The organism is Burkholderia sp. WAC0059 (assembly GCF_002870125.1).
Taxonomy (GTDB): Bacteria; Pseudomonadota; Gammaproteobacteria; order Burkholderiales; family Burkholderiaceae; genus Paraburkholderia.
The window spans coordinates 103,203-129,924 of the sequence record NZ_PNEO01000010.1; the positions used below are offsets into that span (position 1 = coordinate 103,203).

Sequence of the window (26,722 nt, forward strand, 5' to 3'; positions counted from 1 at the left end):
TGATCCGACATGGCTACCCTGGTATTTTGCTTCCTGATGCTGCTGTCCGTCGTGTTGGCGCTGCTTTCGAGGCGCGGACACGCCCGGCAAGGCGTGCGGGACTTTTTCGTGGCGTCGCATCAATTCGGCCCGTTCCTCGTGTTTTTTCTGTCCGCCGGCGAAATCTACAGTCTCAGCACCATGATGGGATTCCCCGGCGGCATCTACGCCAAGGGCGTGAGCTACGGCGTCTGGTTCATGGGATTCGTGCTGCTGGCCTACCCGGTCGGCTATTTCCTCGGGCCGAAAATCTGGGAAGCGGGAAAGAAGTACGATGCCATCACCCTCCCCGACCTGTTCAAGGGTCACTTCGAAAGCCGCTTCGCGGAGACGATGGCCGCATTCACGGCGATCCTGTTCCTGCTTCCGTGGGGCCAGTTGCAGTTTACGGGCCTGCTGTTCGCGCTGAAAGGCATGGAATGGGGGTTCAGCTCGCTGCAACTCATCGCGCTCGCCGCATGCTTCGCGTTCGGCTACGTCGCCATAGCGGGCGTGCGCGCCTCCGCCTTCATCGCGATTCTGAAAGACGTCCTGATGGTGGTGGCCATCGCCGCCGTCGGGCTGGCCGTGCTCAGCAAGGTCGGCCTCCAGTCCGTGTTCGAGGGCGCCGCGAACCGGGCGGGCAACAGCATGAATTCGACCCAGCTCGTGTTTTCGATGAGCACGATGCTGTTCCAGTCGCTGGGCCTGTATATGTTTCCGTACAACGTGCAGAATCTTTTCACGGCGAAGAGCGCGAACACCATCCGGCGGACCCAGATGGTCATGCCGCTCTATATGCTGATGTTTCCGTTTCTCGTGCTCGCCGCGCATTTCGCGTCGGGTCACGAGATGAAACTCGCCTCCGCGAACGACGCCTTTTTTGCCACCGCGTCGGCGTTGCTGCCGAACTGGATGCTGGGCATGGTGGCCGCGGCAGCGGCGCTGTCCGGCCTCGTCGTGCTGGCGGGACTGTGCCTCGCGATCGGTCCGATCTTTACGCGCAACCTGATGCCGGGCCTGTCGGAAGCCAGGCAAAAGAGCGGGTCGAAGGCCGTCATCCTGGTCTACCTCGGACTGTCGATGGTGCTGGCCGTCTCCTCGTCCAACCTGATGGTCACGATCCTCAATACGGCCTTCAACGGGATCACGCAATTTTTCCCCGGCGTGCTGATCGTGTCGCTCGGCATGCGCGTCAAAGGCTATGCGGTGGCCGTCGGCATGCTCGCCGGGCAGATTCTCTCCGTCGTCCTGTATCTCGAGAACGTGACGCTGTCCGGCATGAACGTCGGGCTCGTCTCGCTGCTTGTCAATGTGGTGATCGTCCTGCTGCTCAACGCAGTAACCGGAAAGCGCACGAGCGCGATGTCCGCCCAGTAAATCGGCCGGTAAGCCGCTCAGCAAGCACGGGCGCCCGGCCCGCAATTTGCCGGCGTCGGTCCGGCGCGAGCCGCGTCCTTCCGCGATCGCCCGTCCGATGCTCCGGGCGGCGCGGCACGAAACGTGCTGCGCCGCCCGGGCATCGGATCGTCCGCTGCGAACCGGAGACAGAACTATGACCTCACTTTCGTCGCGACCGTCCGGGCGCGTCGCCGCTGCGCCGGTGCCGGGCGTGTCGCTCGCCGAGTCGGCCTACGGCACGACTCGCGACGGCCGCGCCGTCGGCGAATACACGTTTTCGAACCGCCACGGCGTGACGCTGAAGGTGATCGCCTACGGCGGCATCGTCACGGCGCTGCACGTGCCGGACCGGCACGGAGAAGCCGCCGACATCGTGCTCGGGTTCGATACGCTCGGCGATTACGAGCGGTACAACGGGAACATCCACTTCGGCGCGCTGATCGGCCGTTACGCCAACCGGATCGCGCGAGGCCGCTTCGAACTCGGCGGCCGGTCCTGGCAACTGCCGCTCAACGACGGACCGAACACGCTGCATGGCGGCCCCGGCAGCTTCGACGCGCAAGTCTGGTCCGTCGTCGGGACGCATCGCGGCGCCGCGGCGGCAAGCGTCACGCTGCGCTACGTCAGCCCCGACGGCGAAAACGGCTTCCCCGGCACGCTGACGACCGACGTCACCTATACGCTGACCGACGACAACGCGATACGAATCGACTATCGCGCGACGACCGACAGGGATACCGTCGTCAACCTGACGAACCACAGCTATTTCAATCTCGGCGGCGCGTCGAGCGGCAACGTCGAGCGACAACTCGTGCAGATCGCAGCATCGCGCTTCACGCCGACCGACGGCACGTCGATTCCGACGGGCGAACTCGCGAACGTCGCCGGCACGCCGCTGGACCTGCGCCAGCCGACGCCGATCGGTTCGCACCTGCGCGAGGCGCATCCCCAGCTTCTGCTTGCGCACGGCTACGACCAGAACTGGGTGCTGGACCACTACGACCCCAACCGCCGGGACGACGGCGGCCGGCCCGTGCCCGTGTTCGCCGCGCGTGCCAGCGATCCGGCGTCGGGCCGCTGGCTCGAAATCCATACGACGCAGCCGGGCTTGCAGTTCTACACGGCGAACGGGCTCGACGGCAGCGTGGCGGGAAAAGGCGGCACGGCCTATCGGCAAACCGATGCGTTCGCGTTCGAGGCGGAGCATTTCCCCGATTCGCCGAACCATCCGTCGTTCCCATCGACGACATTGAAGCCCGGCGAAACGCTGCACGAAGTGACGGTATGGAAGGTCGGCGCGCATTGAGAATGCGGTGCGCACGGCTGCATGGAATGCGGAAAAAGCAAAGCCCCGATTTCCCGGGGCTTTGCCTGCATCGACGGCGACGGACGAACGGCGGACAAGACAAAACGGCAAGCGGGGACCGAAAAACCGGCCGCCCCGAAATCAGAAACCGGGCATCGACACCGCGATCCCGCCGACGATCCCGAACAGCACCACCGCGACCGCGACCAGCGTCAGCACGCGCGGACGGAACGAGCGCGAAAGCATCGCGAGCGACGGCGCGCTGACGGGCGGCAGCGTCATCAGCAGCGCACCGGCCGGGCCGACGCCCATGCCGAGCGAGAGCATCGCCTGGATGATCGGCACCTCGCCGGCGGTCGGGATCACGAACAGCATGCCCGCGACCGAGAACGCGACGATCCAGCCGATGCTGCTCGTCACCTCCGGCCCGACGTGCGGAAACAGCCACGCGCGCGCGGCGCCGAGCAGCAGCACGAGCAGCAGATATTCCGGAATCAGCCGCACCGCCATGCGCACGAAGAGCCGCAGCCAGTTCGCGAGCGGATGGCCGCTCGCGCGCCGCGCGGCGAACTGCGCCAACTGCGCGTCCGCGGCCTCGGCTTCGGCCGGCGTGACGAAGCGGTTCACGAGCCAGCCTAGCCCGAACACCATCGCGATGCCGAGCACGAGACGCAGCGCGGTCCAGTGCCAGCCGAGCACGAAGCCCATGAATACGAGCGTCGCCGGGTTGAGCACCGAATTGCCGAGCCAGAACGCGAGCGCGCCGCCGGCCGACGCGCGGCGTTCGCGCAGGCCCGCGACGACGGGCGCCGCGCAGCACGTGCACATCATCCCCGGCACCGCGAGCAGGCCGCCGGCGGCGACGCTGCCGAAGCCGCGGCCGCCGAGCGCGCGCGCAATCCACTGCGCCGGCAACAGCGCCTGCACCGCCGAGCCGAGCAGCAGGCCGAGCACGAGCGCCTGCCAGATCGCCTTGCCGTACGCCCACGCATAATCGAACGCGGCGGCGAACGAGGCCGCGGGCGGCGTCGCCGCCTTTCCCATCAGGATCGAATTGCCGATCGAATGCGTCGCCTCGGCGGTAAACGCGCGATGGTAATACGGCGACCATTTCACGTAGAACAGGCCCAGCACCGCGACCAGCAGGAAAACCGGCCAGCCCCAGGAAGGCGCCCCCGGCGTACTACGCACGGTATTCATGGAGTCCTCGCTTAAACGCCATCTGTTGGAACAGGAATAACAACGCGGAAATTAACATACCGAAGCGTTTTTCAGTCCCAAAGCGGCGTGGCCGGCGAGGCATGCCGGGGTGGCGCTATTGCTGCCCGCTGTCCGCGTCGAGCGCCTGGGCCGGCCCGAAGAATTCGTAGCGAATCCGTTCGTCGGGCAAGCCGAGATCGCGCAGCATCCGCCGGATGCACACCATGAACGGCTTCGGCCCCAGGAAATAGGCGTCGAAGTCGGGCGCGGCCGGCAACCAGCGCTTCAGTTGGGCCGCGTCGGGACGACCCGTGGCGTCGGGCTGGCGCGCCGCCGTCGCGTCGTGCCGCTCGTAGACGACATAGGCCTTGAAGTGCGCATGGCGCGCGGACCACGTGTCGAGCAGGTCGCCGAATGCGTGGACGTCCGCGTGACGGGCATAGTGGATAAACCTGACCGGGCGGCCGGCTTCCAGCGCGGCCTCGGCCATCGCGAGAGTCGGCGTGATGCCGACGCCGCCGCTGATCAGCGCGATCGGCCGGTCGCTCGTGCCCAGCGTGAATTCGCCCGCCGGCGGGAACAGCTCGAGCGTCGCGCCCTCGGACACCCGGTCATGCAGGAAGCCGGAGGCCCGTCCGTGAGGTTCGCGTTTGACGCTGATCCGATAGCTCTGTCCGTCCGGCGGGGCCGACAGCGAATAGTTGCGACGGATTTCTTCGCCGTCGACGATCAGTTTCAGGCCGATGTACTGGCCCGGCCGGAAGCGGACGACCGGACGACCATCGACCGGCTCGAGATAGAACGAGGTGATTTCGGCGCTTTCCGGCACTTTACGGACCACGCGGAACGCGCGTGCGCCGCGCCACCCGCCGGGGGCCTGCGCCAACTGATCGTAAGCGTCGCGTTCGGCGCCGATCAGGAGATCGGCGAGCTGCTGGTAGGCGGCGCCCCAGGCGTCGATGACGGCGTCGGTGGCGATTTCCGCCCCGAGCACTTCGCGGATCGCCCGCAGCAGACAGGTTCCCACGATCGGATAATGCCCGGGCAGGACTTGCAGCGCCACGTGCTTGCTGACGATCTGGGCGGCGAGCGGACCGAGCGCTTCCAGACGGTCGATGTTGCGCGCATACATGAGCACGCCGTTCGCCAGCGCCCGGGGCTGCGCGCCGCTTGCCTGATGCGCCTGATTGAACAGCGGGCGCACCTCGGGGTATTCCGCGAGCATCGTCCGGTAGAAGTGGGTGGTGAGCGCCTCGCCGCCCGTCTCCAGCACAGGCACGGTCGCCTTGATGATGTTGCTTTGAGCGTTGCTCAACATGATTCGACGTTCCCGATGATTGATGGGAACCGGTACAAGGCAGAATCCGTGCCATTTACAAAAGCCATATAAATCAATGACGAATTCTTAATAGAGTCAAAAAATAATGTTATTTTGACTCCAACAACGAATAACGGAGTTGTTTTTTTGACTCAGATATCGAACGTACTGGATGCCCTGGTGCCTTTGATCGCGGACCTCGCGCAAGACGATTTGCCCGCCGAGCTCCGCTATCAGCGCCTGCTCGACGCCCTCCGCCGTCTCCTTCCCTGCGACGCGATCGCCCTGCTGCGCCTCGACGGCGGCGCGCTCGTCCCGCTGGCGGTGCTGGGCTTGAGCGCCGATACGCTGGGGCGGCGTTTCGCGATCGACGCGCATCCGCGCCTGCGGACGTTGCTGGAATCGCCGCGCGCCATGCGCTTCCCCGTCGACTGCGCGCTGCCCGATCCCTACGACGGCCTCGTCGAAGGCCGGGACGGCGATCTCGAAGTACACGACTGCATGGGCTGCGCCCTGCGTGTCGGGCAGGACGTATGGGGGCTGCTGACGCTCGATGCGCTGGACCGGGACCGTTTCTCGCGTTCGGACCTCAGGATTCTCGACACCTTTGCCGGTCTCGCGACGGCCACGGTGGCCGCCATGACGCGCTTCCAGCAACTGTCCCGCTCGGTGGAAGACGCGCGCAGGAAGGCCGAGGCCTATCGCCTGGCCGCCCGCGAGCCCAGGCATCAACTGGTGGGGCGGAGTCCGGCGTACCGGCAGATGATCTCGGAGATCGACCTCGTCGCGCCGAGCGACCTGACGGTGTTGATCACCGGAGAAACGGGCGTCGGCAAGGAACTGGTCGCGCGCCGGTTGCACGCGGAATCCGCCCGCGCGGACAACCTTCTCGTGACGATCAACTGCGCGGCCCTGCCTGAAAATCTGGTCGAGAGCGAACTGTTCGGCCACGTCCGGGGCGCGTTCTCCGGCGCGGTCAGCGACCGCCCGGGCCGGTTCGATGCAGCCGACGGCGGCACGCTGTTTCTCGACGAAATCGGCGAGCTGCCGTTGCGCGTGCAGGCGAAGCTATTGCGCGTCCTGCAGGACGGGCAGTTGCAGCGGGTCGGCTCGGATCGCGAGCATCGGGTGAATGTCCGGCTCATTGCCGCGACGAACCGTTCGCTGGCCGACGAGGTACGGGCGGGCCGGTTTCGCGCCGACCTGTATCACCGGCTCAGCATCTTTCCGTTGCAGGTTCCCCCGCTGCGGGAGCGGCGTCAGGACATTCCGCTGCTCGCGGGCGCGTTCCTCGAGGAAAACCGCCGCCGGATGGGCATCCGGGCGCTGCGTCTTGCGCCCGCGGCGCAGGACGTCCTCGTGAATTACGCCTGGCCGGGCAATGCGCGGGAACTCGAACACCTGATTGCCCGCGCGGCGCTGCGCGCCGAAGGGCGTCATGCCGACGGCAAGACCGGCGCGCCGAGATCGGGCATCGTGACGCTGACTCCCGACGATCTGGATATCGCCGGCCCGGAAACCGCCATGTCGCCCGCGAGAGAAGAAGGATTATCGGCGGGAATGGAGCATGTGCCGCCGGGCGCCGCGGACCTTCGCTCCCAGGTCGACGCGTTTCAGAAACACCTGATCGAAAGATCGCTCCGCGAGCATGACGGCAACCTCGCCGCCACCGCGCGGGCGCTGGGGCTGGATCGCGCGAATCTCACGCGGCTGGCGGCAAGGCTCGGGGTTCCCGTGGCGAAAAAAAGGACGGCCGCCGACACGCGGCCGGATGCTCCCCAGAAACACTGATCGTCGATACGCTCTGCCTGCTGCCCGCCATCGCGGTGACGTCTTCGCGGCTGGGGGCGCCGACGGCCTTCGTTCAGTCAGTCAGTCGGTCAGGATCGCAAATCGACGACTAACCGGCGAGCCCCGCAGAACCAACCTCATGCTCCAGCGACAGGCCGGCGTGCCAGCGGGCGGAACGCGTTCCGCTCCGGTTCGTCGAGCTGGGCGAGCAAGCCGAGCTCCCAGGCCAGATATTCGCGGGACGCCGCCTTGTTGCCCGCATGCCGGTCGTGCGTGAAGAACAGGTAATCGATCCGCGCCGACGGCGGCAAGGCATCCGCCGGCGCCGCCGCCTCGGGGCCGCCGCTCGCCCGCCACGCGGCGAATCCGCCGTCGAGTACGCTGAACGCGTAGCGCTGCGCGTCGGGCAGATCGGCCACGGCCCAGGCGGCGATGCGCGAATCGTCGGCGACCAGCGTCACCGCGTGCCCGCCTTGCGCCAGGGCTGCCGCAAGACGCGGGCGAATCGACCAGACGCTGCCGGGAATGTGCGCGCTCAACCAGGCGGCGCTCGAGCGCAGATCGACGACCGACACGCCGCCTTGCGCGAGACGGCGGGCAAGCGTCTGCGCATCGATGACCGGCAGCGCGACCGGGTCGGGCACCGGCGCATCGGGCAGCGCGAGCCCGCTGTCCAGCCCGTGCTCGAGCACCGACGCTTCATGTCCGAGCTGGCGCAGCCAGCTTGCCGTCACCGGCGCGCGGATGCCGTCGTCGTCGAACAGCACGACGCGCGCATGGCGCACGCCGATGTATTGATCGGTCGCCTGCTGCAGTTGACCGCCCGGCGCATGCTGCGCGCCGGGCAAGGTCCGCGCGGCGAATTCTTCCGGCGTCCGGACGTCGCACAGATACACCGTGCGGTCGTCCTCCGCCAGCCACCGTCGGACCGTCCCGGCATCGACCCACTCGACGCCTGCGCGCGCCGCCAGGGCGCGCGCCGCCGCGACACGCTCGGGCCGAGGTTGCACGTCGGCCGGATAGCGCCGCTGCTGCCCCCGTTCGAGCGGCCGGTCCGCGAGCAACCAGCCCTGCGTGCCGTTCTCGAGCGCGTACACCGGATTGGGGATGCCGAGATGCAGCAGCGTCTGCGCACCGATGATGCTGCGGGTACGCCCGGCGCAATTGATGACGACCGGCGTGCGCGCATCCGGCACGAGCGCGTCGATCCGCAGCGCGAGTTCGCCGTTCGGGCAGCACGACGCGCCCGGAATGTTCATCGCGCGATATTCGCTCAGCGGCCGTCCGTCGAGCACCGTCGGCGGCGTATCCGACTGCTGCCATTGCGCCAGCGTCTGCGCCGGGATATGCGGCGTCTGCGCGACCTGTTCGACCCATTCGCCGAAGGCCTTGGACGGCACGTTCACGCCCTTGAACAGCACGAAGCCCGCGTCCTGCCACGCGCGCGCGCCGCCGTCGAGCGTACGGACCGACGTATAACCCAGTGCCTCCAGCCGGTCGGCCGCCCGCGCGGCCGGTCCGTCGCCGTCGCTATCGCCGTCGTCGAACACGACGACCCGCACGCGCCGGTTCGGCGCGAGGCGTCCCACGTCGCGCTCGAGCACGCTGTACGGCAACGGCACCGCGTAGAACGGGTGGCCTTCGCCATACTGCCCATGCTCGCGCACGTCGAACAGCGCAATTTCGTTGCCGTCGTGCAGCTCGCGCTTCAGCGTCGCGGCGGTGATTCGGGTTGGCATCGTTCCGTGTCCTTAGTCGATGGGCGTCCGGCGCCCGTTCTCATGCTGCCGCCGCCGGCTGCGGGCAGGCGCGGGTATCGATACGCGGCAGCATCGCGTACCGTCCGAAGCACGGCGCGGGTCGAGGTGCCCGGCCGAAAGAGGTCGCGCAACCGCGCATCAGTTCTTCGACGGGATCGGCCAGATCGCCTTTTGGGCCGCGTTGAACCGCGGATCGTATTCGACCGCGACGTTCACCTTCTTCCCGATCGCCTTGCCGGCGTACAGGATGTCCGCGATCCGCTGCTCCTGACCGATCAGGCCGGCATCGAACCTGACGAAACTGCCGCTGCGCACTTCATATTCGAAGGCGGCGCGCTGGTCGGAAATCCCGAGCGTACTTTTGAGAACGCCGATGACCTCCGCCCGGTGCGCGTTATGCCAGGCCCAGTATCCGGACAGGCGGCCGAAGAAATCCTGGAGCGCCGCCACCTTGACCGGGTCCTTCAGATCGGCGGACGTCGTCGTCCATACGTTGAGCGCCGGGATCTGCGTATCGCGGTCCGTCAGCAGGATGCGGCCCGCGCCCGACCGGATGGTGGGCAGGATCGGCCCCAGCCCGCCGACGCAGATGTCCACCTCGCCTGCGTTGAAGGCGGCGGCCGACGTCGCCGCATCGCTGAACTTGATGGGCTGGACGTCCTTTTCCGTCAGCCCGGCCTTCACCAGCGTCGCCAGATATTGGGCATCGGCGTAGCCGCCGTAGTTGTATCCGAACGTGTGCCCCTTGATGTCCTGCACGCCTTTAATGTTGGCGCGGGTCCGTACCGCCGTGACGAGCGCCGGATAGTCGCCCGAATAGAAATTGCGCCAGCCCGCCACGATGCGCAGCGGCGCGGTGGCGTTCGTCCATTCCGTGCGCGCGTTGGCCTGCTCGATCGTGAGCGAGGTGTCGCCCATGTGGCCCAGGTCGATCCGGCCGGCGTAAAGGGCGGACAGGTTGGCGGCAGGGCCGGTGAGCAGGACCCATTCGATCTGGTAGGGCGCGCCGTCGACCAGGCCGGACTTCCGGACCAGGGCGGGAAAGGCCGGGTCCTGATAGGCGACGACCAGTTTTTCGTGCGTCAGATCCGGCCGCGTCTGGGCGCCGGCCGTACCGGACGCGGCCGCGGCCACGGCGGCGAGCAGGACGGCCATGCCGGTACTCAGGAATTTTTTCAGCGACATAAATACCTTGTTGGATGAGATGGGCGAAGACGGAAAGACTCAGGACAGGCTGAGCGAGAACTGACCGAGCAGGTCGCGCTTGAGGGCGTTGAATTCCGGCGAGGTCACGTCGCGTTCGCGGGGCAGATCGACCCGCGTTTCGTGGCAGACCGTGCCTCTCGACAGGAGGATGACGCGGTCGGCGAGTATCAGTGCCTCGTCGAGGTCGTGCGTCACGATGACGGCGCCGAACCGATACCTGGCCCACAGCTTCAGGACAAGGCCCTGCATGCTGCGGCGCGTGAAGGCGTCCAGCGCGCTGAACGGCTCGTCGAGCAGCATCAGGTCCGGACGACGGCTGAGCGCCCGGGCGACGGCAACGCGCTGCGCCTGGCCGCCGGAAAGACTGACGGGCCAGCTCTCCAGCTTGTCCTCCAGCCCGACGTCCTGCAGCGCGCCGCGCGCCCGCGCCCGGGCGTCCGGCCCGCGCGCGTCGTCCAGCAGCACGTTCTTCCACACGCGCAGCGCCCCGATCAGACGCGGCTCCTGGAAGACGACCGAGGTGTTCCCCGATACGTCCGCCCGGCCGCCGGAAGCCGACTCGAGCCCGGCGAGCAGCCGCAGGAGCGTCGTCTTGCCCGTGCCGGACGGGCCGACCAGCGCGACGAATTCGCCCTTGCGTACCGTGAAGTCGACGTTCTCGAGGACCGTGTTCTCGCCGTAGCGCTTCCTGACCGACGAAAGGCGGGCAACGACGGGCGAAACCCCTTGACCCGGTAGGCGGACAGACTCAGACATGGGCGCCTCTCCATGCCAGCACCTTGTGCTCGATATAGCGCAGCAGCGCGTCCACGACGATGCCGAGCGCGGCATAGACGAGGATGCCCGCGATGATGATATCGGTACGCTGGAACTGGTTGGCGTTGTTCAGGATGAAGCCGATGCCGGCGCTTGCGTTGATCTGCTCGGCCGCCACGAGCGCCAGCAGCGCGATGGCGGCCGAATAGCGGACCCCGACGAGGATGCCCGGCAAGGCCATGGGCAGGACGATGAGGCGGATCTGATGCCCGCGCGTCAGCCGGAACGTGCGGCCGAGCTCCAGCAGTTTCGGGTCGATGCCGCGGATGGCGTGAAACGTGCTCAGGTACATCGGCGAAATGGCCGCGCCGACGATCAGGGCCACCTTGGACACCTCGCCGATCCCGAACCAGACCACGAAAATCGGCACGAGCGCGATGAACGGGATCGTGCGCAGCATCTGGAGCACCGTATCGAAGCCGCGTTCCGCGGACTTGCTCAGGCCCGCGGCGAGGCCCAGAAGCAGCCCCGCGCCGCCGCCGATCAAAAGACCCAAGGCCGCCCGCCCAAGCGATACCGCCAGGGCATCCTGCAGATCGCCGGACTGCCACAGCTCCCGGTAGGCCGCCAGCACGGACGCGGGCGACGGAAGCACAAACTCAGTAACGAGGCCCAGCGAGGAGACCAGTTGCCACAACACGAGCAGCGACGCCGGCACGAGGGTACGCAGCAGCGGCTCGCGCAGCGCGGAAAACCGCGAGGAAGCGGCGGCGGAAGCCGGCGCGGGCACCGCCGTCAAGGTCGATTCTTTTGTGGACATAGGCTGTCTGACGGAATAAAGGCGAAGGGCTCGCCCGAATACGGGTACAGGTACGGGAGCGCGTGCGGACCGGACGAACGGCCCTGACCCGCTCGCTTCATGGCGAAACACGGCCCAACCCGGTAACGGGTCATGGCGGCCCTCGCGCTCGCGCGGCTCACGACACCGTACCCGGCGCGGCCGCAACATCGCGCGGCGCCCCGCCGGCGTAGCGGCTGGCCGGGCGCGGCAGGCCGTAGTGCTCGCGCAGCGTCGCGCCGTCGTAGTCGCGACGGAAAATGCCCTTGCGCTGCAGGAGCGGCACGACGTGATCGACGAAGGCCGCGAGGCCCGACGGAAACACATCCGCGTTCAGGTTGAAGCCGTCGGCGGCGCGCCCGGCAAACCAGCGCTCGATATCGTCCGCGATGGTCTCGGGCGTGCCGACGATCATCCGGTGCGCGCCGGGATTGCGGTCGAGCAGGTCGCGAACCGTCAGGTTCTCGCTGCGGGCCAGCAACACCGTGGAGCGGATGAAGCCTCGCGAAACGTCGGCGCGATCGCCGCTGTCGATCAGGTCGTAGGGCAGCGGCGCATCGAGCGCTAGATCGCTGACCTGAACCCCCAGGGCCCGCGCGAATTTGGCCAGCTCCGCGCTGCGGTCGAGAAGCGCATCCATTTCGGCCTTGCGCCGACGGGCTTCGGCGAGCGTGCCGCCGATCACCGGATACAGGCCCGGCAGGATCAGCAGATGGTCGGGGTCGCGGCCATGCGATGCGGCGCGCGCCTTGATGTCGCGATAGAACGCCTGGGCGCCCTCGAACGTGGTCTGCGCGGTGAACACGGCATCCGCGTGGCGCGCCGCCAGGGCGACGCCCGCCTCCGAGCCGCCGGCCTGCACCAGCACGGGCCGGCCTTGCGGGCTGCGCGGCAGGTTCAGCGGCCCCCGCACCCGGAAATGCGGGCCGTCGTGCCCGATGGCATGCACGCGCGCCGGATCGGCGTAACGGCCGCTCGCGCGATCCGCGACGAGGGCGCCGTCCTCCCAGCTATCCCACAGCTTCAGCACGACCTCGACGAATTCCTCCGCGCGCGCATAGCGCGCCTCCTTGTCGATGGCCTCGCCGACGCTGAAGTTCGCCGCGGCGTCCGGATCGTAGGTCGTCACCGCATTCCAGGCGACCCGGCCCGCGCTCAGGTGATCCACCGACGCAAAGCGGCGCGCCAGGTTGAACGGATCGTTGAACGTCGTCGAGGCGGTCCCGATCAGGCCGACATGCTGCGTCACGCCGGCAAGCGCGGTGAGCAGGACGGTCGGTTCGAGCGACTGCGCCGGCCCGTGCGCGTGACCTTTGAGCGTCAGCGTGTCGGAGAGAAACACCGCGTCGAGCTTGCCGCGCTCGGCGGTCTGCGCGATGGCGGTGAAGAACCCGAGGTCGATGATCGACTTCGGATTGTCGAGCGTGCGCCAGCCGGCCGGGTGACGGCCCGTGCCGGTGACGTTGGTGTTCAGATGCAGCCTGCGGGAAGCGCTCATGGTCCTTGTCCGTATGCGGTCGGTGGGGGTGAATCAGCGGACTTGCCGGTCAGTCCGCACGGCGCAGCGCCGCGAGCCGCTCGCTGCTGCGCCCGTCGGTCGGCGTGTCGAAGTCGATCACGTCGATCGAGGCGATACCGTCGCGCTCCAGTTGCCCGACCAGTTGCAGCTCCCAGGCGAGATACGCCTGCATCTGCCGGGCGGCCTGCCCGGGCGCGTAGTGATACGGGCTGTACCATGCGTCGTCGTCGCCGGTCAGGTTGCCGTCGTCGCCCGCCGCCTGCGGCAGACCGAGCGCCAGCCAGCGCTGCGTGCCGCCGAGCAGCGCGGCCACGCCCGGGCGCCGCGCGTGCAAGCCCGCCTGCTCACCCGCGCCCAACCCGGCGTTTGATCCCGCGTTTAATCCCGCTTCTAACCCCGCTTGCAACCCCGCGTTCAGCTCGTCCGCCAGTAAGCCGGCCAGTACGCCGTCGCCGGACGTGAGCACGAGTTGACGCGAAGGATCGTCGATCTGTTCCAGCCAGTCCTCCAGCGCGCTGGCCGCGACGAAGCGGGCCCCGGCGACGTGCGCGCGGCGAAACGCGAGGCTGCTGTCTACGTCCACGACCTGCGCCCTGCCCGCCTCCAGCGCCTGCGCAAGCTGGTCCGCCTCGATCCACGGCGTCCGGCCCGGCGCGCGCAGGATCGCCTGCGGCTGCGGCCCGGCTTCGAACGCCGCCGACGGATCGTCGCCGCCCAGCACGAACACTTGCAAATAACCAAGCTGGACGAGCCACGATGCGGTCATGCGCGCCCGCACGCCGTCGTCGTCGGCCAGCACTACGCGCGCGTGCAGCGTGCCCACATATTCGTCGGTGGCCTGCACCAGTTGCCCGCCCGGCGCCGAACGCCAGCCGGCACGGTGGCCGGCCTCGTATTCCAGCGGGTCGCGCACGTCGAAACGGTAAAGCGTATGCGTCGCCGCCTCGCGCTCGAAACGGGCCAGCGTGGCCCGGTCGATTTCGATGACGCCCGCCCGCGCCGCCGCGCGCCGGGCCAGTTCCCGCGCGCTGGCGAGCGTGGCGCCGTCGGGGCGCGGCGCCGTGCGGATCTGGCCGCGCTCGAGTTCGAGCCCGGCCAGCAGCCACGACATCGACCCGCCCGTGAGCGCGGCAACCGGATTGGGAATGCCGGCGTTGACGAGGGACTGCGCGCCGAGAATGCTGCGCGTGCGCCCCGCGCAGTTCACCACGATCAGCGTGTCGGGCGACGGCGCCGCCGCCAGCGCGCGATAGACGAGCTCGGCGCCCGCGCATTCGGCCCCGCCCGGGATGTTCATCGTCCGGTATTCGGAAAACGGCCGGCTGTCGAGGACCACCACGTCCTCTCCGGCGTCCTGCAACCGTTTGAGCGTGAGCGCATCGATATTGGGGGTGTCGAGCCGATGCTCGATCACCTCGCCGAACGCCTTGCCCGGCACGTTGGTCCCGCTGAATACCTCGAAGCCGGCCGCCTCCCAGCCGCTCACTCCGCCCTCGAGAATCGAGACGTCCGTGTAGCCGAAGCGGGCCAGCCGCGCGGCCGCGCGCGGCGCGTATTCGCCGGCTTCGTCGACCAGCACGACCGGCGTATCGAGGCGGGGCACGAGCCGCCCGACGACCAGGCCGAGACGTCCGACGGGCGCGATGGACGAATAGAACAGCCGGCGGCGGGCCGAGACGCCCTCCTCGCGAACGTCGAGGACGGCAAGCTCGCGCCGGGCGGCCAGCGCCGCGCGCAGCGCCGAAGGGGTCAGCAGCGGAATGGTTGAATGGCTCATCGTCGGACGGGGGAACGTAACGGAAATAGTCAGAAGAACGCGGCGGACGGCAGCGGCACCCCGTTGATCGCGTGGTTGCCCAGCGCTCGCGCCTTGTAGAGGCCCGGGTTGTGCGAGGCGATCGTGCGGATGTTGCGCCAGTGGCGATCGAGCTGCGCGCGTTGCGTGGCCGCCGACGCCCCGCCCACATCGAAGAGCTGCGTCGCCGACTGAAGCGCCAGCCGGTCGATCACGACCTTGGCCTTGGCCGCGCGTTGGGCCGCCTCCTCGAACAGCGCGTTGTCGGGTTCGCCGGCAAGCGCGGTGTCGAACGCGTCGCCGAGCGTCGCGGCCGCGTTCAGCACGGCGGCCTCCGCCACGTAGGCGGCGCTTTGCAGCTCGCCCACGGCCTGCTGGAGCAGGGGATCGTCCGCGGGACGCGCCGCCACGGCGTGGTAGTAGTTACGGGTGCGGCCGGTGACGAGCGCGACGGCGTCCTTCGCGATGCGGCGCAGGATGCCGGCGATGAGGGTGGTGAGGTACAACTGCGCGAACGTCGCCGAGTGCCCGATCTTCACGTCGTCGGCGAGAATCAGCACGTCTTCGGGCGCGACCTCGACGTTCGTGAATACGGTGGTGCCGCTTGCCGTCTGCCGCTGCCCGATGCCGTCCCAGTCGTCCCGCACGTCGACGCCCGGCTGCCGGACCGACACGCGGGCGCCGACTAGCCGGCCGTCGGGCGTTTTCGCGTTCACGATGACGTGGTCGAAATAGAGATTGCCGGTGCTGTAGTACTTCGTGCCCGTGAGCCGCCAGGCACGCCCGGCCGGCTCGAGCCGGGTACGGCCGTCGCCGTCACCGACGTTCTGCGTCCCCAGCTCGCTCGCCCCGAGCCCGAAAAGCTCGCCGGCCTGCACGACTTCGATCCACCGCCGGTAAGGCGGCAGGTGTCGTGCGCGCAGGGCCTTTTCGACGAAAGCGAAATGGTTGCGCAGGATATGCGGGATGTTCGAGTCGGCTTCCGCCAGATCCAGCACCAGTTCGTACAACTGGGGCAGCGTCGCGCCGCCCCCGCCCTCGGCCCCCGGCACACGGAACACCCCGAGGCGTGCCGCGCGCACCCGCGCGATCGCATCGCGCGCGTCGGCCTCCCCGCGGTCGCGAGCCGGCGCGCCGGCCGCCATCGCCGCCACGAGTTCGCGCAGCGCGGCCGAGCCCGGCTGCACGGCGCCCGGGCGCAAGTTTTCGGCCAGCGTTGAATCGATCGTTCCCATCCGTAACACTCCCTGTCAATCCGATGAATTCGCTCCGGCGCGCCGCCTCACGCAGGCGCCTGCACCCGTACCCTGAGCCCGGCCTGTTCGAGCAGCGGCAGCACGGCCTCGCCGAAATACGCGAGATCGGGCTCGAAATCGAAAAACGTTAGCTGGACGCCGTCGATGCCGGCCGCCTTCAGGCGCAGCAGATCGTCGACGACATGCTCGGGAGAACCAATGATCTGAATGTTGCCGCCCACGACGCGCTGCTCGCGCTGATGCCCCTTCCAGGCCTGCGCGTCGCTGCGGCGCCCGGTGAATCCGTCGACCGCGCCGAAATCGGCATGCGCGACGATCGCGTCGTGGTACGCCCGCGCCTCGCCGTCGGTCGGCCGGCAGACGATGGTCGGATTGATGAGCGTACGCACCTGCCGTCCGTGAGCCTGCGCCGCCGCGCGAACCTGGGCGGTATGGGCCGGCAGCACGTCGAGGGCCGCGTCGATCTGCGCGCCGGCCGAGCTCGTCACGAAGATGAGGTCGGAGTGTTTCGCCGCGTATTCGATCCCGGCCGGCGAACTCGTTGCGTTGACCAGCACGGGCCGGCCATAACGCGGCGTGGGCGAGACGAATGCCTTGCGCGTCCGGTACCACTGGCCGTCGAACGTCAGTTCGTCGTCCCGCGACCAGAGCTGCTGCATCAGCTCGACGAATTCGCCCGCCATCTCGTAGCGCAGGTCATGCTCGAAGTGGCCTTCGCGACCGAACATGCCGGCTTCGTCGACCGAATGCCCCGTCACCATGTTCAGCCCCCACCGTCCGCCGGAAATATGGTCGAGCGTCGCGCCGAACTTCGCGAGGTGCAGCGGATGCCAGTTGCCGTACAGGATGTGCAGCGTCGAGATGAGCAGGATGCGGCGGGTAATCGACGCCAGCGACGCGATCGTGATGAACGAGTCGAGCGATTCGCGCCGGTAACGCATCGCCCCGCCGTGCCCGTCCTTGCCAAGCCATTGCGCGAGACCGAACACCAGCTCGAAACCGAGGTCTTCCGCCTTGCGGGTCAGCCGCGCGTTGTAGTCGAACGTCCAGTCGGTCGTGCGCGGCAGCGTCGACATCGACCAGCCCCCGCTCTGGATCGGCAGGAACAGGCCCAGCATCAGCGGCTGGGAGACGGCGCGCGACAGCGGGCTGTCGGGATGTTCGGCGGGCGAGAGAATCGACATGGAATATCGGAAAAAAGTGAGCGCGGCGAGCCGTCAGGCGTCGTGCACCGACGCCAGCGACGAATAGGCCCCCATCGGGGTATTGCTGAAGCCGCCGAGACTCGCCGCATGAATGGCGTAGAAATGCAGTTCGAGCAGGTTGACCGAAGGCACCTGCTCCTGCGCGATCTGCTGCAGTTGATCGATGAAGGGCTTGCGCGCCACCGGGTCGCTGACCGTCACCAGACCTTCGATGGCCCGATCCATTTCCGGCGTGGAATAGCCGGTCGCGTTGCTCGAGGTCGAGCCCGGCCGGATCGCCTTCGTCCAGTAGCGACGCGTCACCCCGAGCTGCGGATCGGCGAAGGCCGCGTACCAGTTGAGCGCCGTGTCGAAGTCGTAGTCCGCATAGACGCGGCGGTTGAAGGTCGGGACGTCGGTCGGCACCAGCGTGAGCGCGACGCCGATGTGGCGCAGTCCGGCCTGGATGAACTGCGCGCTCAGCACGTACTGGTTGCCGAACGGCAGCGGCAGATTGTTGATCCTGAGGCGCACGCCGTCCGCGCCGCGCCGGTAGCCGGCCGCATCGAGCAGGGCTTCGGCGCGGGCCGGATCGTAGTCGTACTGCGGCAGGCCGGGCTTGAAGAAGCGCGTCTGATAGCTGGGAATCGGCCCCTGGGCGGGCTTGGCCAGCCCGTACCAGACCACCTTCGCCAGCGCGTCGCGGTCGATCGCATGCGCGATGGCCTGGCGCACGCGCGGGTCCTGGAACGGCTTGCGGCGCAGGTTGAAATCGAGGAATGAAATCGGCGCAATGCCGTCGAACACGTGGCTCGACACGACGAACCGCGGGTCGCTGCGCAGCCGCACGAGATCGGGCAGCGCGACCGCGTCGGTCGGCGCGTAGCGCAGGTCGCCGGATTCGAGCGCCGCGAGCCGCGTGCCCTCGTCCGGCATGATGCGAAACACGATGCGCTCGAAATGCGGCAGGTTGGTCCGGTCCCAGTAGTCCGGATTGCGTTCGAGCACCACGTAGTTGCCGCGTACCCATTCCTTGAAGACGTACGGCCCGTTGCCGACCGGATGCGCGTTCAGCGGATTCGTCAGCGGCGGGCTGCCCGCATACAGGTGCTTCGGCAGGATCTGCGTCTCGTAGCCGCCGAGCGCCGACCAGACCGCGGGGACCGGCGATGTAAACCGGAAGACGGCCGTATGGTCGTCCGGCGTATCGACCGCCTCGAGCGTCGCGAAGGTCGCGCCGCCGCGCGGATGGAACGGCTTCGTGACCGCCATCAGCGAGTACTGCACGTCCGCCGACGTGAAAGGCTGGCCGTCGTGCCACCTGACGTCCTTGCGCAGATGGAACGTGATGGTCCGGCGATCGGCCGATTCCTCCCAGGACTGGGCGAGCTGCGGCACCGGCCGGAACGCGTCGTCGTAGGTGACGAGACCGTCGAAGACGTTGACCGACACGATGACCGCCGGATTCGAGATATTCAGCCCTGCCACCCAGCCGGCCGGTTCGGGCACGATGACGGCCTGCAGGACATTGCCCTGCGCCGCGTCTTTTGCGGCGGCCTCGCCTGCCGCGAACGACACGCCCGGCAGGACGGGCGCCGCCGCTGCGGCGGCGGCGAGCTGGAAGAACCGGCGACGGGTGATCAACTCAGGGACTCCTCGTGGGTGCGAATCGGGGGGTGGCCGCTACCGCCTGCGCCGCCGCTACCGCCTGCGTCCGGCGCGGCCCGGCGGATCGCCGGCGCGGCATCTGCCGCGAATGCCGGGGCCGACGCGTCGCCGCCGTACAGGTGGCAGGCCACGACGTGCGCGCTGCCCACGGGCACCAGCGCGGGCGGCGTCTCGCTGCACACCGGCCGCGCGTGCGGACAGCGCGACTGGAACCGGCATCCGCGAGGCGGGGCGTACGGATTGGGCAATTCGGCCGACGACGCGACGGGCAGCGGCGTGCCGCGCACCGGAATCGAGTCGATCAGCAGTTGCGTGTACGGATGCGCCGCGTGCTGCCAGAGCTGCCCGCGCGGCAGGATTTCGACGGTCTGGCCGAGGTACATCACGGCGATGCGGTCCGCCAGGTAGCCGACCGCGGCAAGGTCGTGACTGATGAAGAGGCCGGTCATCGCCCGTTCGCGCTGCAGGTCCGACAGCAGGTTCAGCACCTGCGCCTGCAGCGATACGTCCAGCGCGGAGACCGGCTCGTCGCAGATCAGCACGTCCGGGTCCACGCTCAGCGCGCGGGCGATGTTGACGCGCTGACGCTGACCGCCCGACAACTCGTGCGGCATGCGCTCCGCCAGCGCCGGCGCGAGGCCGACCTGATGCAGCAGCGCATCCACGCGTTCGCGCCGCTCGGCGGACGTGCCGATGCGGTGCACTTCGAGCGGGAGGGTCAGGGTCCGGCGCACGGTCTTGCGCGGATCGAGAGCGCTCAGCGGGTCCTGGAAAACCATCTGCATGCGCCTGCGCCACGGCAGCCACTGCCGGCGCGCGAGACTGCCGAGATCCACGCCGTCCAGCCGTACGGCCCCTTCGGCCGGCTTCGTCAGGCCGACGATGGCCTTGCCGAGCGAGCTCTTCCCGCAGCCGGACTCGCCCACGAGCCCGAGCGTTTCTCCGCGCGCCACGGCGAGCGACAGCGTATCGACGGCGTTCAGCACGCCGCGCCGCGTCGCATAGCGCACGCTCAGGCGATCGACTTCAAGCAGCATGGGGCCTCCTGTCGCTTGCCTCGACGCCCGTTTCGCCCGCGCCGAGGACACAGCCCACCCCGCCATCGCCGAGACGCTGCCAGGCCGGCACCGCCTCGCGGCAAGCGGCCTGCGCCTGTGCGCAACGCGGCGCGAACGCGCAGCCGCGCGGCGCGCTGCCCGGCGCCGGCACGGCACCGGGGATATCGGCCAGCCGGACCCGCTCGCCGCCGCGACGGGGTCGCGCCTCCAGCAGGCGTTGCGTATACGGATGCCGCGGATCGTCGAACAGCCCCGCCGCCGCTCGCTCCTCGATCTTGCGGCCGGCATACATGACCGCGACCCGATGCGCGAGCTGCCCGACAATCCCGAGGTCGTGCGTGATCAGCAGCAGCGCCATGCCGGTCTGCTGCTGCAGCGTCGCGAGCAACGTGAGAATCTGCGCCTGGATCGTCACGTCCAGCGCGGTGGTCGGCTCGTCGGCAATCAGCAGCCGGGGCTGCCCCGCCAGCGCCATCGCGATCAGCACGCGCTGGCGCATGCCGCCCGAGAGCCGGTGCGGGTAATCGTCGATGCGCCGCGCCGGCTCCGGAATGCCCACCTGGCGCAGCAATTCGAGCGTTGCGCCGCGCGCGGCCGCGCCGGACAGCCCCTGATGCAGCTTCAGCGCCTCGCCGATCTGGCGCCCGACGGTACGAACCGGATTCAAGGCGGCCAGCGGATCCTGGAAGATCATCGCGATATGGCCGCCGCGCAGCCGGCGCCACGACGCCTCCGGCAAATCGGGCAGATCGGTCCCGGCAAAACGCAGCCGCGTCGCGCTCACGTCGACCTCGCGCCGGTCGAGCAGCCCCATCAGCGCCAGCGCGGTCGTGGACTTCCCGCAGCCCGACTCGCCGACCAGCGCCAGCGTCTCGCCCGCCCGAATCCCGAACGACAACCGGTCGACCGCGCGGGCCGGCGCCCGGCCGCGCCCGGCGGGAAACGCGATACTGAGGTCCTCGACCTCGAGCAGCGGCGCGCCGCTCACAGCGCCCTCCGACGGCGCGGATTGGCGAGGTCGTTCAGCCCGTTGCCGATCAGGTTCAGGCTCAGGACCGTGACCAACACCGCGCAGCCCGGCAGCGCGGTCATGTACCACGCGGTCTGCAGCGCCTCGCGGCCGGAGCCGATCATGCTGCCCCACGTGATCACATTGGGATCGCCGAGTCCCAGAAAGGACAGCACGGCCTCGGTCAGGATCGCGTTGCCGGCCAGGATCGACATCATCACGATGGCCGAAGTCGCCACGTTCGGCAGGACGTGCGTGAGCACGATGCGCGGCCGGCTCATGCCGATCACGACCGCGGCCTGCACGAACTCCGCGCGGCTCACGCGCAGCGCCTCGGCCCTCACGAGCCGGGCAACCTGCGGCCAGTTCGTCAGCGCGACGCCCAGCACGATGGTCGTCACGCTCGGCTGGACCACGACCACCAGCACGATGACGAAGAGCAGCGCAGGCATGGTCTGGAACAGCTCCGTGACGCGCATCAGCACCTCGTCGACGAGACCGCCGTAAAACCCGGCCACGGCGCCGATCAGCAACCCCGCCAGCGTGGCGAGCAGCCCCGCCGCGAGGCCGATCTCGAGCGACACGCGCGCGCCGTAGGCGATGCCGCTGAACATGTCCCGCCCCATCATGTCGGTCCCCAGCGGAAAGGCCGGATCCGTGCCAGGCCAGGTGAACGGCGTGCCGACCATGTCGAGCGGGTCGTTATGAGTGATGTACGGCGCGCCGAGCGCGAGCCCGCACACGGCCGCCAGCAGCAACGCGCCGAGCGTCAGGCTCGGGGACTGCGTGGCGCGCTGCCAGAGGCGCGCGCCGGGTTTCGCGAGCACGACGTCGCTCATCGCTCCACCTCGATACGCGGATCGAACCAGCCGTACGCGAGATCCACCGCCAGGTTGACGACGAGCACGAGCACCGAGCTGAAGAACAGGATGCCGAGCAGCAGGTTCAGGTCGCGCGAGGCGACCGCATCGAGGGCCAACTGGCCGAGGCCGGGCCAGCTGAACACCGTCTCGATCGCCACGGAGCCGCTGAACAGCGCCCCGAACTGCAAGGCGGTCATCGTGACGATCGGCAGCAGCGCATTCGGCACCACGTGCGAGCGGATCGTCGCCACGCGCGATACGCCCTTCGCACGGGCCGTGCGGACAAAATCGAGGCCGGCCACCTCGAGCACCGAGGCGCGCATGAGCCGGGCGTAGATCGCCAGGTAATAGGCCGCGAGACAGAACACCGGCAGCACCATGTGCGCCGCAACGTCGCCCGCGTGCGCCCAGCCGGTCGCAACCACGCCCGGGGTGGTGATGCCCCCGGCCGGCAGCCAGCGCAGATGCGCGGAAAACAGCACCATCAGCATCAGTCCCAACCAGAACAGCGGCGTCGCGAAACCCAGCGTCGCGAGGACGGAGACCGCCATGTCGACCCAGCGCCGGCGCGACACGGCCGCCACGGTGCCGGCGAGGCAGCCGAACAGCAGCGCGATCACGAGCGCGCCCACCATCAGCAGCGCGGTCGCCGGCAGGCGTCCCACGATCAGGTGCAGCACCGATTCGTTGTAGCGGAAAGACCAGCCCAGATCGAAGTGGGCCATCCGGTTCAGGTAGGCGAGAAACTGCAGCGAGAGCGGCTGGTCCGTACCGAACTGGTGACGCAGCGCGGCCAGATACTCGGGGGTCGCGGCGCCCGCCTCCCCCGCCATGACGTCGGCCAGGTCGCCCGGCGCCAGTCTCAGCCAGAAGAAATTGAGCACCGCGATGCACAGGACGAGCGGCACGGCCTGCAGCAACCGCCGCACCGGATAAGGCAACGGCCGGCGCGGCTTCGCGAATGCCGACGCCACGGCGCGGGCAAAAGAGTCAGCCATGGCTCGCCGCGCCGAGACTGACGTCGTCGAGCGACGCGTAGACGCCGATCGGCGTCGTGTTGACGCCCTGCAGGCTCCGGGCATAGATCCGGAAGAACTTCAGTTCCGCCAGCGAGATCGACGGCAGGTCGCGTTGCGCGATGACCTGCATCCGATAAATGGCCTGCGTGCGCTTCTGGGGGTCCTGCTCGTTCTGGATCGTCTCGATGACGCGATCCATCTCCGGCGACGCGTACCCCGAACCGTTGCTCCATGCCGCCCCGCTGATGATGTTCTTCGACCAGAAGCGGCGGATCACGCCGATCTGCGGGTCCGCGAAGGCCGCGTAAAACACGTTCATGGTGTCGAAGTCATGCTCGGTGAACACCTTTCTCAGGTAGGTCGGCAGGTCGTAATTGACCAGCGTGACCTCGATGCCGACCCGCTTGAGCTGCTGCTGGATGAACTGTCCGGCACGCTGGTAATCGTCGCCGTAGGTATGGTTCAGGTGGTTGAACCGCATCCGCACGCCGCTGGCGTCGGGCTTGAAGCCGGCGGCATCGAGCAGGGCCTCGGCCTTTTGCGGGTCGTACGGATACTGCGGGGTGTCCGGCGTGTAAAAGCGCGTCTGATAGCTCGGCACCGGCCCCGTCGCCGGCGTCGCGAAGCCGTAGAACACGGTCTCTGTCAGCAGCTTCAGGTTGATGGCGTGCGCGATCGCCTGGCGCACGCGCACATCCTGAAACCGCTTCTGGCGCAGGTTGAAGTCCATGAAGAACATGGGCGCGTTCGAGCGCCAGCCCTTCGTATCGACGACCAGACTCGGGTTCTGCTCGAGCCGGCGCGCCTCGACGAGCGAGACCGGGGTCAGCGGAGCGTACTGGACGCTGCCGCTCTGCAACGTGATGCTGCGCGCGCTGGCATCCGGAATGATCCGGAAGATCAGTTCGTCGACGCGCGGCTTGCCCTTGTCCCAGTAGTCGGGATTCTTCGCGAGGCGAATGTAGTTGCCCCGGTTCCACTCCTTGAAGACGAAGCCGCCCGTGCCGACCGGCTTTGCGTTGTAGGGGTTGGTCAGCGGATCGGTCCCGGCATAAAGATGCTTCGGGAAAATGAACGCGGACGACGTGTCGAGGTACGCCCAGATCACGGGCGAAGGCTGGGCAAGCCGGAACACCGCGGTATGGGGATCGGGCGTGTCCACGGCGACGATCTGCGCGAACGTCGGCTTGGCGATCGGGTGAACCTTCTTGGAAACCTCCATGATCGAGTACTGCACGTCCGCCGACGTGAACGGCGTGCCGTCGTGCCATTTCACGTCGTTTCGCAGCCTGAACGTAATCGTCCGGCGATCCGCCGATTCCTCCCAGGACGTGGCGAGCTGCGGCACCGGACGGAATGCCTCGTCATAGGTGATGAGCCCGTCGAACAGGTTGCTCGACACCACGTTGGTCGGATTGGCCGGGGTGGACCCGGACGCGAGTCCGGCCGGCTCCGGCAGCGTGTTCGCGACCAGCGTGGCCGCCGTGCCCGCGCCCGGCGCCGCAAACCCGAAGTCGGCCAGAAGGCCACTGCCGGCAACGACGCCGGCCTTGACCAGGAATGCTCTGCGAGTAGTCATAGTGACGAATTCGTATATCCATATAGGTGTCCTATATAAGGACACGGAGCAAACCCGCGAACAGCGTGGAATCCGGCCTGGCCTCCGGCTCGCGCCTACCCGGCCCTCATTGGGCAGCCCCTCGCGAAGACTGGAACACCGCCATCGACGGGCCGCAGGTTCGTCGCGGCAAGGGGTGAGTGCGGCACAATCCGTCTCGGCCCCGCCCGTCGATCCTGTCTTCCACCCTGCAGCACGAAATATCGGTAAAATATTTGAAAATTTCGGAATAAAATTTCCGTTTTATTCTAAGAGCCTGCCGCAGGGCGCCCCAACCAAGCAATTCATATATGCAAATCTGCGTAATGCGACAGTTGCCGTCTTTCCCCGGCTCTGCCCTTTCTCACACGGACCCCGCCGACCATGGCCGTCGTCAACAGGCATGAAGGCGTCGCCGAGCGGCGCGAAGCAGAATCCGGTGCGCTGGCCAGAGGACTGACCATTCTTTCCCGGCTGCATGAGGCCGGCCGGCCGTTGAACCTGCAGGAGATCGCGGAAAGCGTCGGATTGCCCACCAGCACGTGCCACCGTCTGCTGCAATCGCTGGACCTTGCCGGTTATGTCTACCGGGAGGGATCCCTCTATCGCCCCACCCCGCGCGCCGTGTGCCCGCTTCCGCTGGAGCATCCGCTGAACCGGTTACGCCGCGACACGGCCCCGCTCATGCGCGAGCTCCAGGAACGCCACGGCCCGTCCGTGCTGCTCATCGCGTTCCTGGGAGACAGCCGGGTCATCGTGGATTGCGTCGCGGGCAACTACAGCGTCACGCCTTATTTCGATACCAATGTGACGGCCCCGCTGCATGCGTCGGTCTCGGGCAAGATACTGCTGAGCGACCGCACGCCGGAACAGCGCGATGCGCTGCTCGGGCTTCCGCCCTACCCGGCCCGCACAGCATCCACGGTCCAGGACCGCGCCGCGCTTTATGCCGAGCTGGAAGCGGTCCGGGAACGCGGATGGGCGACCAACCGGAACGAAAACGTGACCGGAATATGCGCCATCGGCACGCGCCTCGCCGCCCCCTCCAGTCGCGCGGTGGGCGCAATCGTTCTCACCGGGCCCCACCGCTTCTTCGCCGACGGTATCGATGCCATGCGAAGCGACCTGCAGCAGGCGTCGCAGATGCTGAATTCGACGTCCCATGCGATCCGGGCGATGATCCAGTTCCTGGGTATCTAGCGTTTTTCTCCGCCGGTTCGCGTAGAAATCGCGTAGAAAGTCCGCGTCGCCCGGCAAGAGAATCGAATCGGCGAGGGTTGGCCGCGCGAAAGGTTTGTCGTTTTCGCCTGATCGGAGAGCGCGAAGAGGCCGGGAAAACCGGGGCAATCGTCACCGTGTACGCTGCCCGCGCCGACGCGGGCGACGGACAAACCATGCGCCCGACCTGTCTCGACACGCGCGCGAACGTTCGCCGAATTTTTTCGCCGAATGTTCCCGGGCGGCTGACTGGGCGACTCAAACGGGCCGCGCCCCATGGCGCGCGAGAAACCGGTCCAGTTGTCCGGCGAACGCCTTGCTGTCGTGCGGGGTGTACGGGGCCGGACCGCCGGTCTCGACGCCCGAACTGCGAAGCTGATCCATCACCTCGCGCATCGTCAGACGCTCCTGGATGTTCTCGCGGCTAAACCAGCTTCCGCGCGGGTCGAGCACATAGGCGCCCTTGTCCAGAGCAGCAGCGGCAAGCGGGATATCGGCCGTGATCACGAGGTCGCCGCTCCCGACCAGCTCGACGATACGGTCGTCGGCGGCGTCGAAGCCCACCGGCACCTGCAGCGCCCTGATGAAGGGAGAAGGCGGCGTACGCAAATACTGGTTGGCGACCAGCGTGACGCACACTTCGACACGCCGCGCGGCCCGAAACAACATGTCCTTGACGACAACCGGGCAGGCATCGGCATCAACCAGCACTTGCATCGCGCTATTTCCAGTTAGAAGGCGGGAGCGGTCATATTACTGCCTGCCGCCCTTGCTCGACCCGGAACCGCCACGCAAGCCGGGGCTTTCTCCGGACGGAGCGCGAACGCGGCACCATCGATCGATCTCTCCATGCGTATCGCCGCACCCGGCCCGTTGTGCCGAAATCGTCACGATCGGCGTGCGCCGCAGACAAGATTCGCGCGATTTGGACTCCTATGATGG

Annotated in this window: 21 protein-coding genes; 4 read left to right on the forward strand and 17 right to left on the reverse strand. The window is 68.0% G+C overall.

The genetic code is table 11. The annotated features are described in order from the left end of the window. Positions 1-9: 9 nt before the first annotated feature. Together CY652_RS12265 and CY652_RS12270 are read left to right on the forward strand one after the other, a co-directional pair. On the forward strand, positions 10-1,398 hold the full coding sequence (locus tag CY652_RS12265; protein WP_102130983.1) for a sodium:solute symporter family protein: 1,389 nt from the start codon (positions 10-12) through the stop codon (positions 1,396-1,398). A gap of 175 nt (positions 1,399-1,573) precedes the next feature. Beyond that, positions 1,574-2,725: an aldose epimerase family protein gene (locus CY652_RS12270; RefSeq protein ID WP_102130984.1), complete on the forward strand. Its 1,152-nt coding sequence runs from the start codon at positions 1,574-1,576 to the stop codon at positions 2,723-2,725. A gap of 141 nt (positions 2,726-2,866) precedes the next feature. Here the strand turns inward: CY652_RS12270 and CY652_RS12275 are convergent, their stop codons facing one another. Together CY652_RS12275 and hmpA are read right to left on the reverse strand one after the other, a co-directional pair. Further along, a complete protein-coding gene (locus tag CY652_RS12275) occupies positions 2,867-3,925 on the reverse strand; it encodes a permease (protein WP_102130985.1) in 1,059 nt (352 codons plus the stop codon). Positions 3,926-4,040: 115 nt separating this feature from the next. Next, positions 4,041-5,243 carry an NO-inducible flavohemoprotein gene (gene hmpA / locus CY652_RS12280; protein ID WP_102130986.1) on the reverse strand — a complete coding sequence of 401 codons (1,203 nt, stop codon included), beginning with the start codon at positions 5,241-5,243 and terminating at the stop codon, positions 4,041-4,043. A 147-nt stretch (positions 5,244-5,390) separates the two neighbouring features. On the opposite strand from hmpA, the gene norR reads away from it, so the two are divergent. Further along, entirely contained in the window at positions 5,391-7,034 is a 1,644-nt protein-coding gene (gene norR, locus CY652_RS12285; RefSeq protein ID WP_102130987.1) for a nitric oxide reductase transcriptional regulator NorR, read from the forward strand. A gap of 137 nt (positions 7,035-7,171) precedes the next feature. On the opposite strand, the gene CY652_RS12290 is transcribed toward norR, so the two are convergent. The 14 genes from CY652_RS12290 to CY652_RS12355 all read right to left on the reverse strand — a co-directional run bounded on the left by CY652_RS12290 (position 7,172) and on the right by CY652_RS12355 (position 24,544). Next, positions 7,172-8,773: a rhodanese-like domain-containing protein gene (locus tag CY652_RS12290; protein ID WP_102130988.1), complete on the reverse strand. Its 1,602-nt coding sequence runs from the start codon at positions 8,771-8,773 to the stop codon at positions 7,172-7,174. A gap of 159 nt (positions 8,774-8,932) precedes the next feature. After that, a complete protein-coding gene (locus CY652_RS12295; RefSeq protein WP_258002290.1) occupies positions 8,933-9,949 on the reverse strand; it encodes an ABC transporter substrate-binding protein in 1,017 nt (338 codons plus the stop codon). Positions 9,950-10,018: 69 nt separating this feature from the next. Further along, positions 10,019-10,756 (reverse strand): ABC transporter ATP-binding protein, encoded by a 738-nt coding sequence (locus tag CY652_RS12300; protein WP_102130990.1) that lies wholly within the window; start codon positions 10,754-10,756, stop codon positions 10,019-10,021. Beyond that, positions 10,749-11,576: an ABC transporter permease gene (locus CY652_RS12305; protein ID WP_102130991.1), complete on the reverse strand. Its 828-nt coding sequence runs from the start codon at positions 11,574-11,576 to the stop codon at positions 10,749-10,751. The genes CY652_RS12300 and CY652_RS12305 overlap by 8 nt, the downstream gene beginning before the upstream one ends. A gap of 157 nt (positions 11,577-11,733) precedes the next feature. Next, positions 11,734-13,092 carry an LLM class flavin-dependent oxidoreductase gene (locus CY652_RS12310; protein WP_102130992.1) on the reverse strand — a complete coding sequence of 453 codons (1,359 nt, stop codon included), beginning with the start codon at positions 13,090-13,092 and terminating at the stop codon, positions 11,734-11,736. Positions 13,093-13,141: 49 nt separating this feature from the next. Further along, positions 13,142-14,890 (reverse strand): rhodanese-like domain-containing protein, encoded by a 1,749-nt coding sequence (locus CY652_RS12315; protein ID WP_102130993.1) that lies wholly within the window; start codon positions 14,888-14,890, stop codon positions 13,142-13,144. A gap of 29 nt (positions 14,891-14,919) precedes the next feature. Then, positions 14,920-16,143, reverse strand: coding sequence for an acyl-CoA dehydrogenase (locus CY652_RS12320; protein WP_102130994.1), 1,224 nt, complete (start codon positions 16,141-16,143; stop codon positions 14,920-14,922). Between the two features lie 47 nt (positions 16,144-16,190). Further along, positions 16,191-17,348 (reverse strand): LLM class flavin-dependent oxidoreductase, encoded by a 1,158-nt coding sequence (locus CY652_RS12325; RefSeq protein ID WP_102130995.1) that lies wholly within the window; start codon positions 17,346-17,348, stop codon positions 16,191-16,193. A gap of 33 nt (positions 17,349-17,381) precedes the next feature. Then, positions 17,382-18,992 (reverse strand): ABC transporter substrate-binding protein, encoded by a 1,611-nt coding sequence (locus CY652_RS12330; protein WP_102130996.1) that lies wholly within the window; start codon positions 18,990-18,992, stop codon positions 17,382-17,384. After that, on the reverse strand, positions 18,989-20,053 hold the full coding sequence (locus CY652_RS12335; protein WP_102130997.1) for an ABC transporter ATP-binding protein: 1,065 nt from the start codon (positions 20,051-20,053) through the stop codon (positions 18,989-18,991). The genes CY652_RS12330 and CY652_RS12335 overlap by 4 nt, the downstream gene beginning before the upstream one ends. Next, the gene (locus tag CY652_RS12340) at positions 20,043-21,062 is read right to left on the reverse strand and encodes an ABC transporter ATP-binding protein (protein WP_102130998.1); all 1,020 of its coding nucleotides are present in this window, start codon (positions 21,060-21,062) and stop codon (positions 20,043-20,045) included. Before CY652_RS12340 ends, CY652_RS12335 begins: the two co-directional genes overlap by 11 nt. Continuing rightward, positions 21,059-21,922: an ABC transporter permease gene (locus CY652_RS12345; protein WP_102130999.1), complete on the reverse strand. Its 864-nt coding sequence runs from the start codon at positions 21,920-21,922 to the stop codon at positions 21,059-21,061. Before CY652_RS12345 ends, CY652_RS12340 begins: the two co-directional genes overlap by 4 nt. Continuing rightward, on the reverse strand, positions 21,919-22,944 hold the full coding sequence (locus tag CY652_RS12350) for an ABC transporter permease (protein WP_102131000.1): 1,026 nt from the start codon (positions 22,942-22,944) through the stop codon (positions 21,919-21,921). The genes CY652_RS12345 and CY652_RS12350 overlap by 4 nt, the downstream gene beginning before the upstream one ends. Beyond that, entirely contained in the window at positions 22,937-24,544 is a 1,608-nt protein-coding gene (locus CY652_RS12355; protein WP_102131001.1) for an ABC transporter substrate-binding protein, read from the reverse strand. The genes CY652_RS12350 and CY652_RS12355 overlap by 8 nt, the downstream gene beginning before the upstream one ends. Before the next feature lie 402 nt (positions 24,545-24,946). On the opposite strand from CY652_RS12355, the gene CY652_RS12360 reads away from it, so the two are divergent. Further along, positions 24,947-25,762: an IclR family transcriptional regulator gene (locus tag CY652_RS12360; protein ID WP_102131002.1), complete on the forward strand. Its 816-nt coding sequence runs from the start codon at positions 24,947-24,949 to the stop codon at positions 25,760-25,762. Positions 25,763-26,038: 276 nt separating this feature from the next. Here CY652_RS12360 and CY652_RS12365 read toward each other — a convergent pair whose 3' ends face one another. Then, on the reverse strand, positions 26,039-26,497 hold the full coding sequence (locus CY652_RS12365; protein WP_102131003.1) for a YaiI/YqxD family protein: 459 nt from the start codon (positions 26,495-26,497) through the stop codon (positions 26,039-26,041). Between the last annotated feature and the right edge of the window lie 225 nt (positions 26,498-26,722).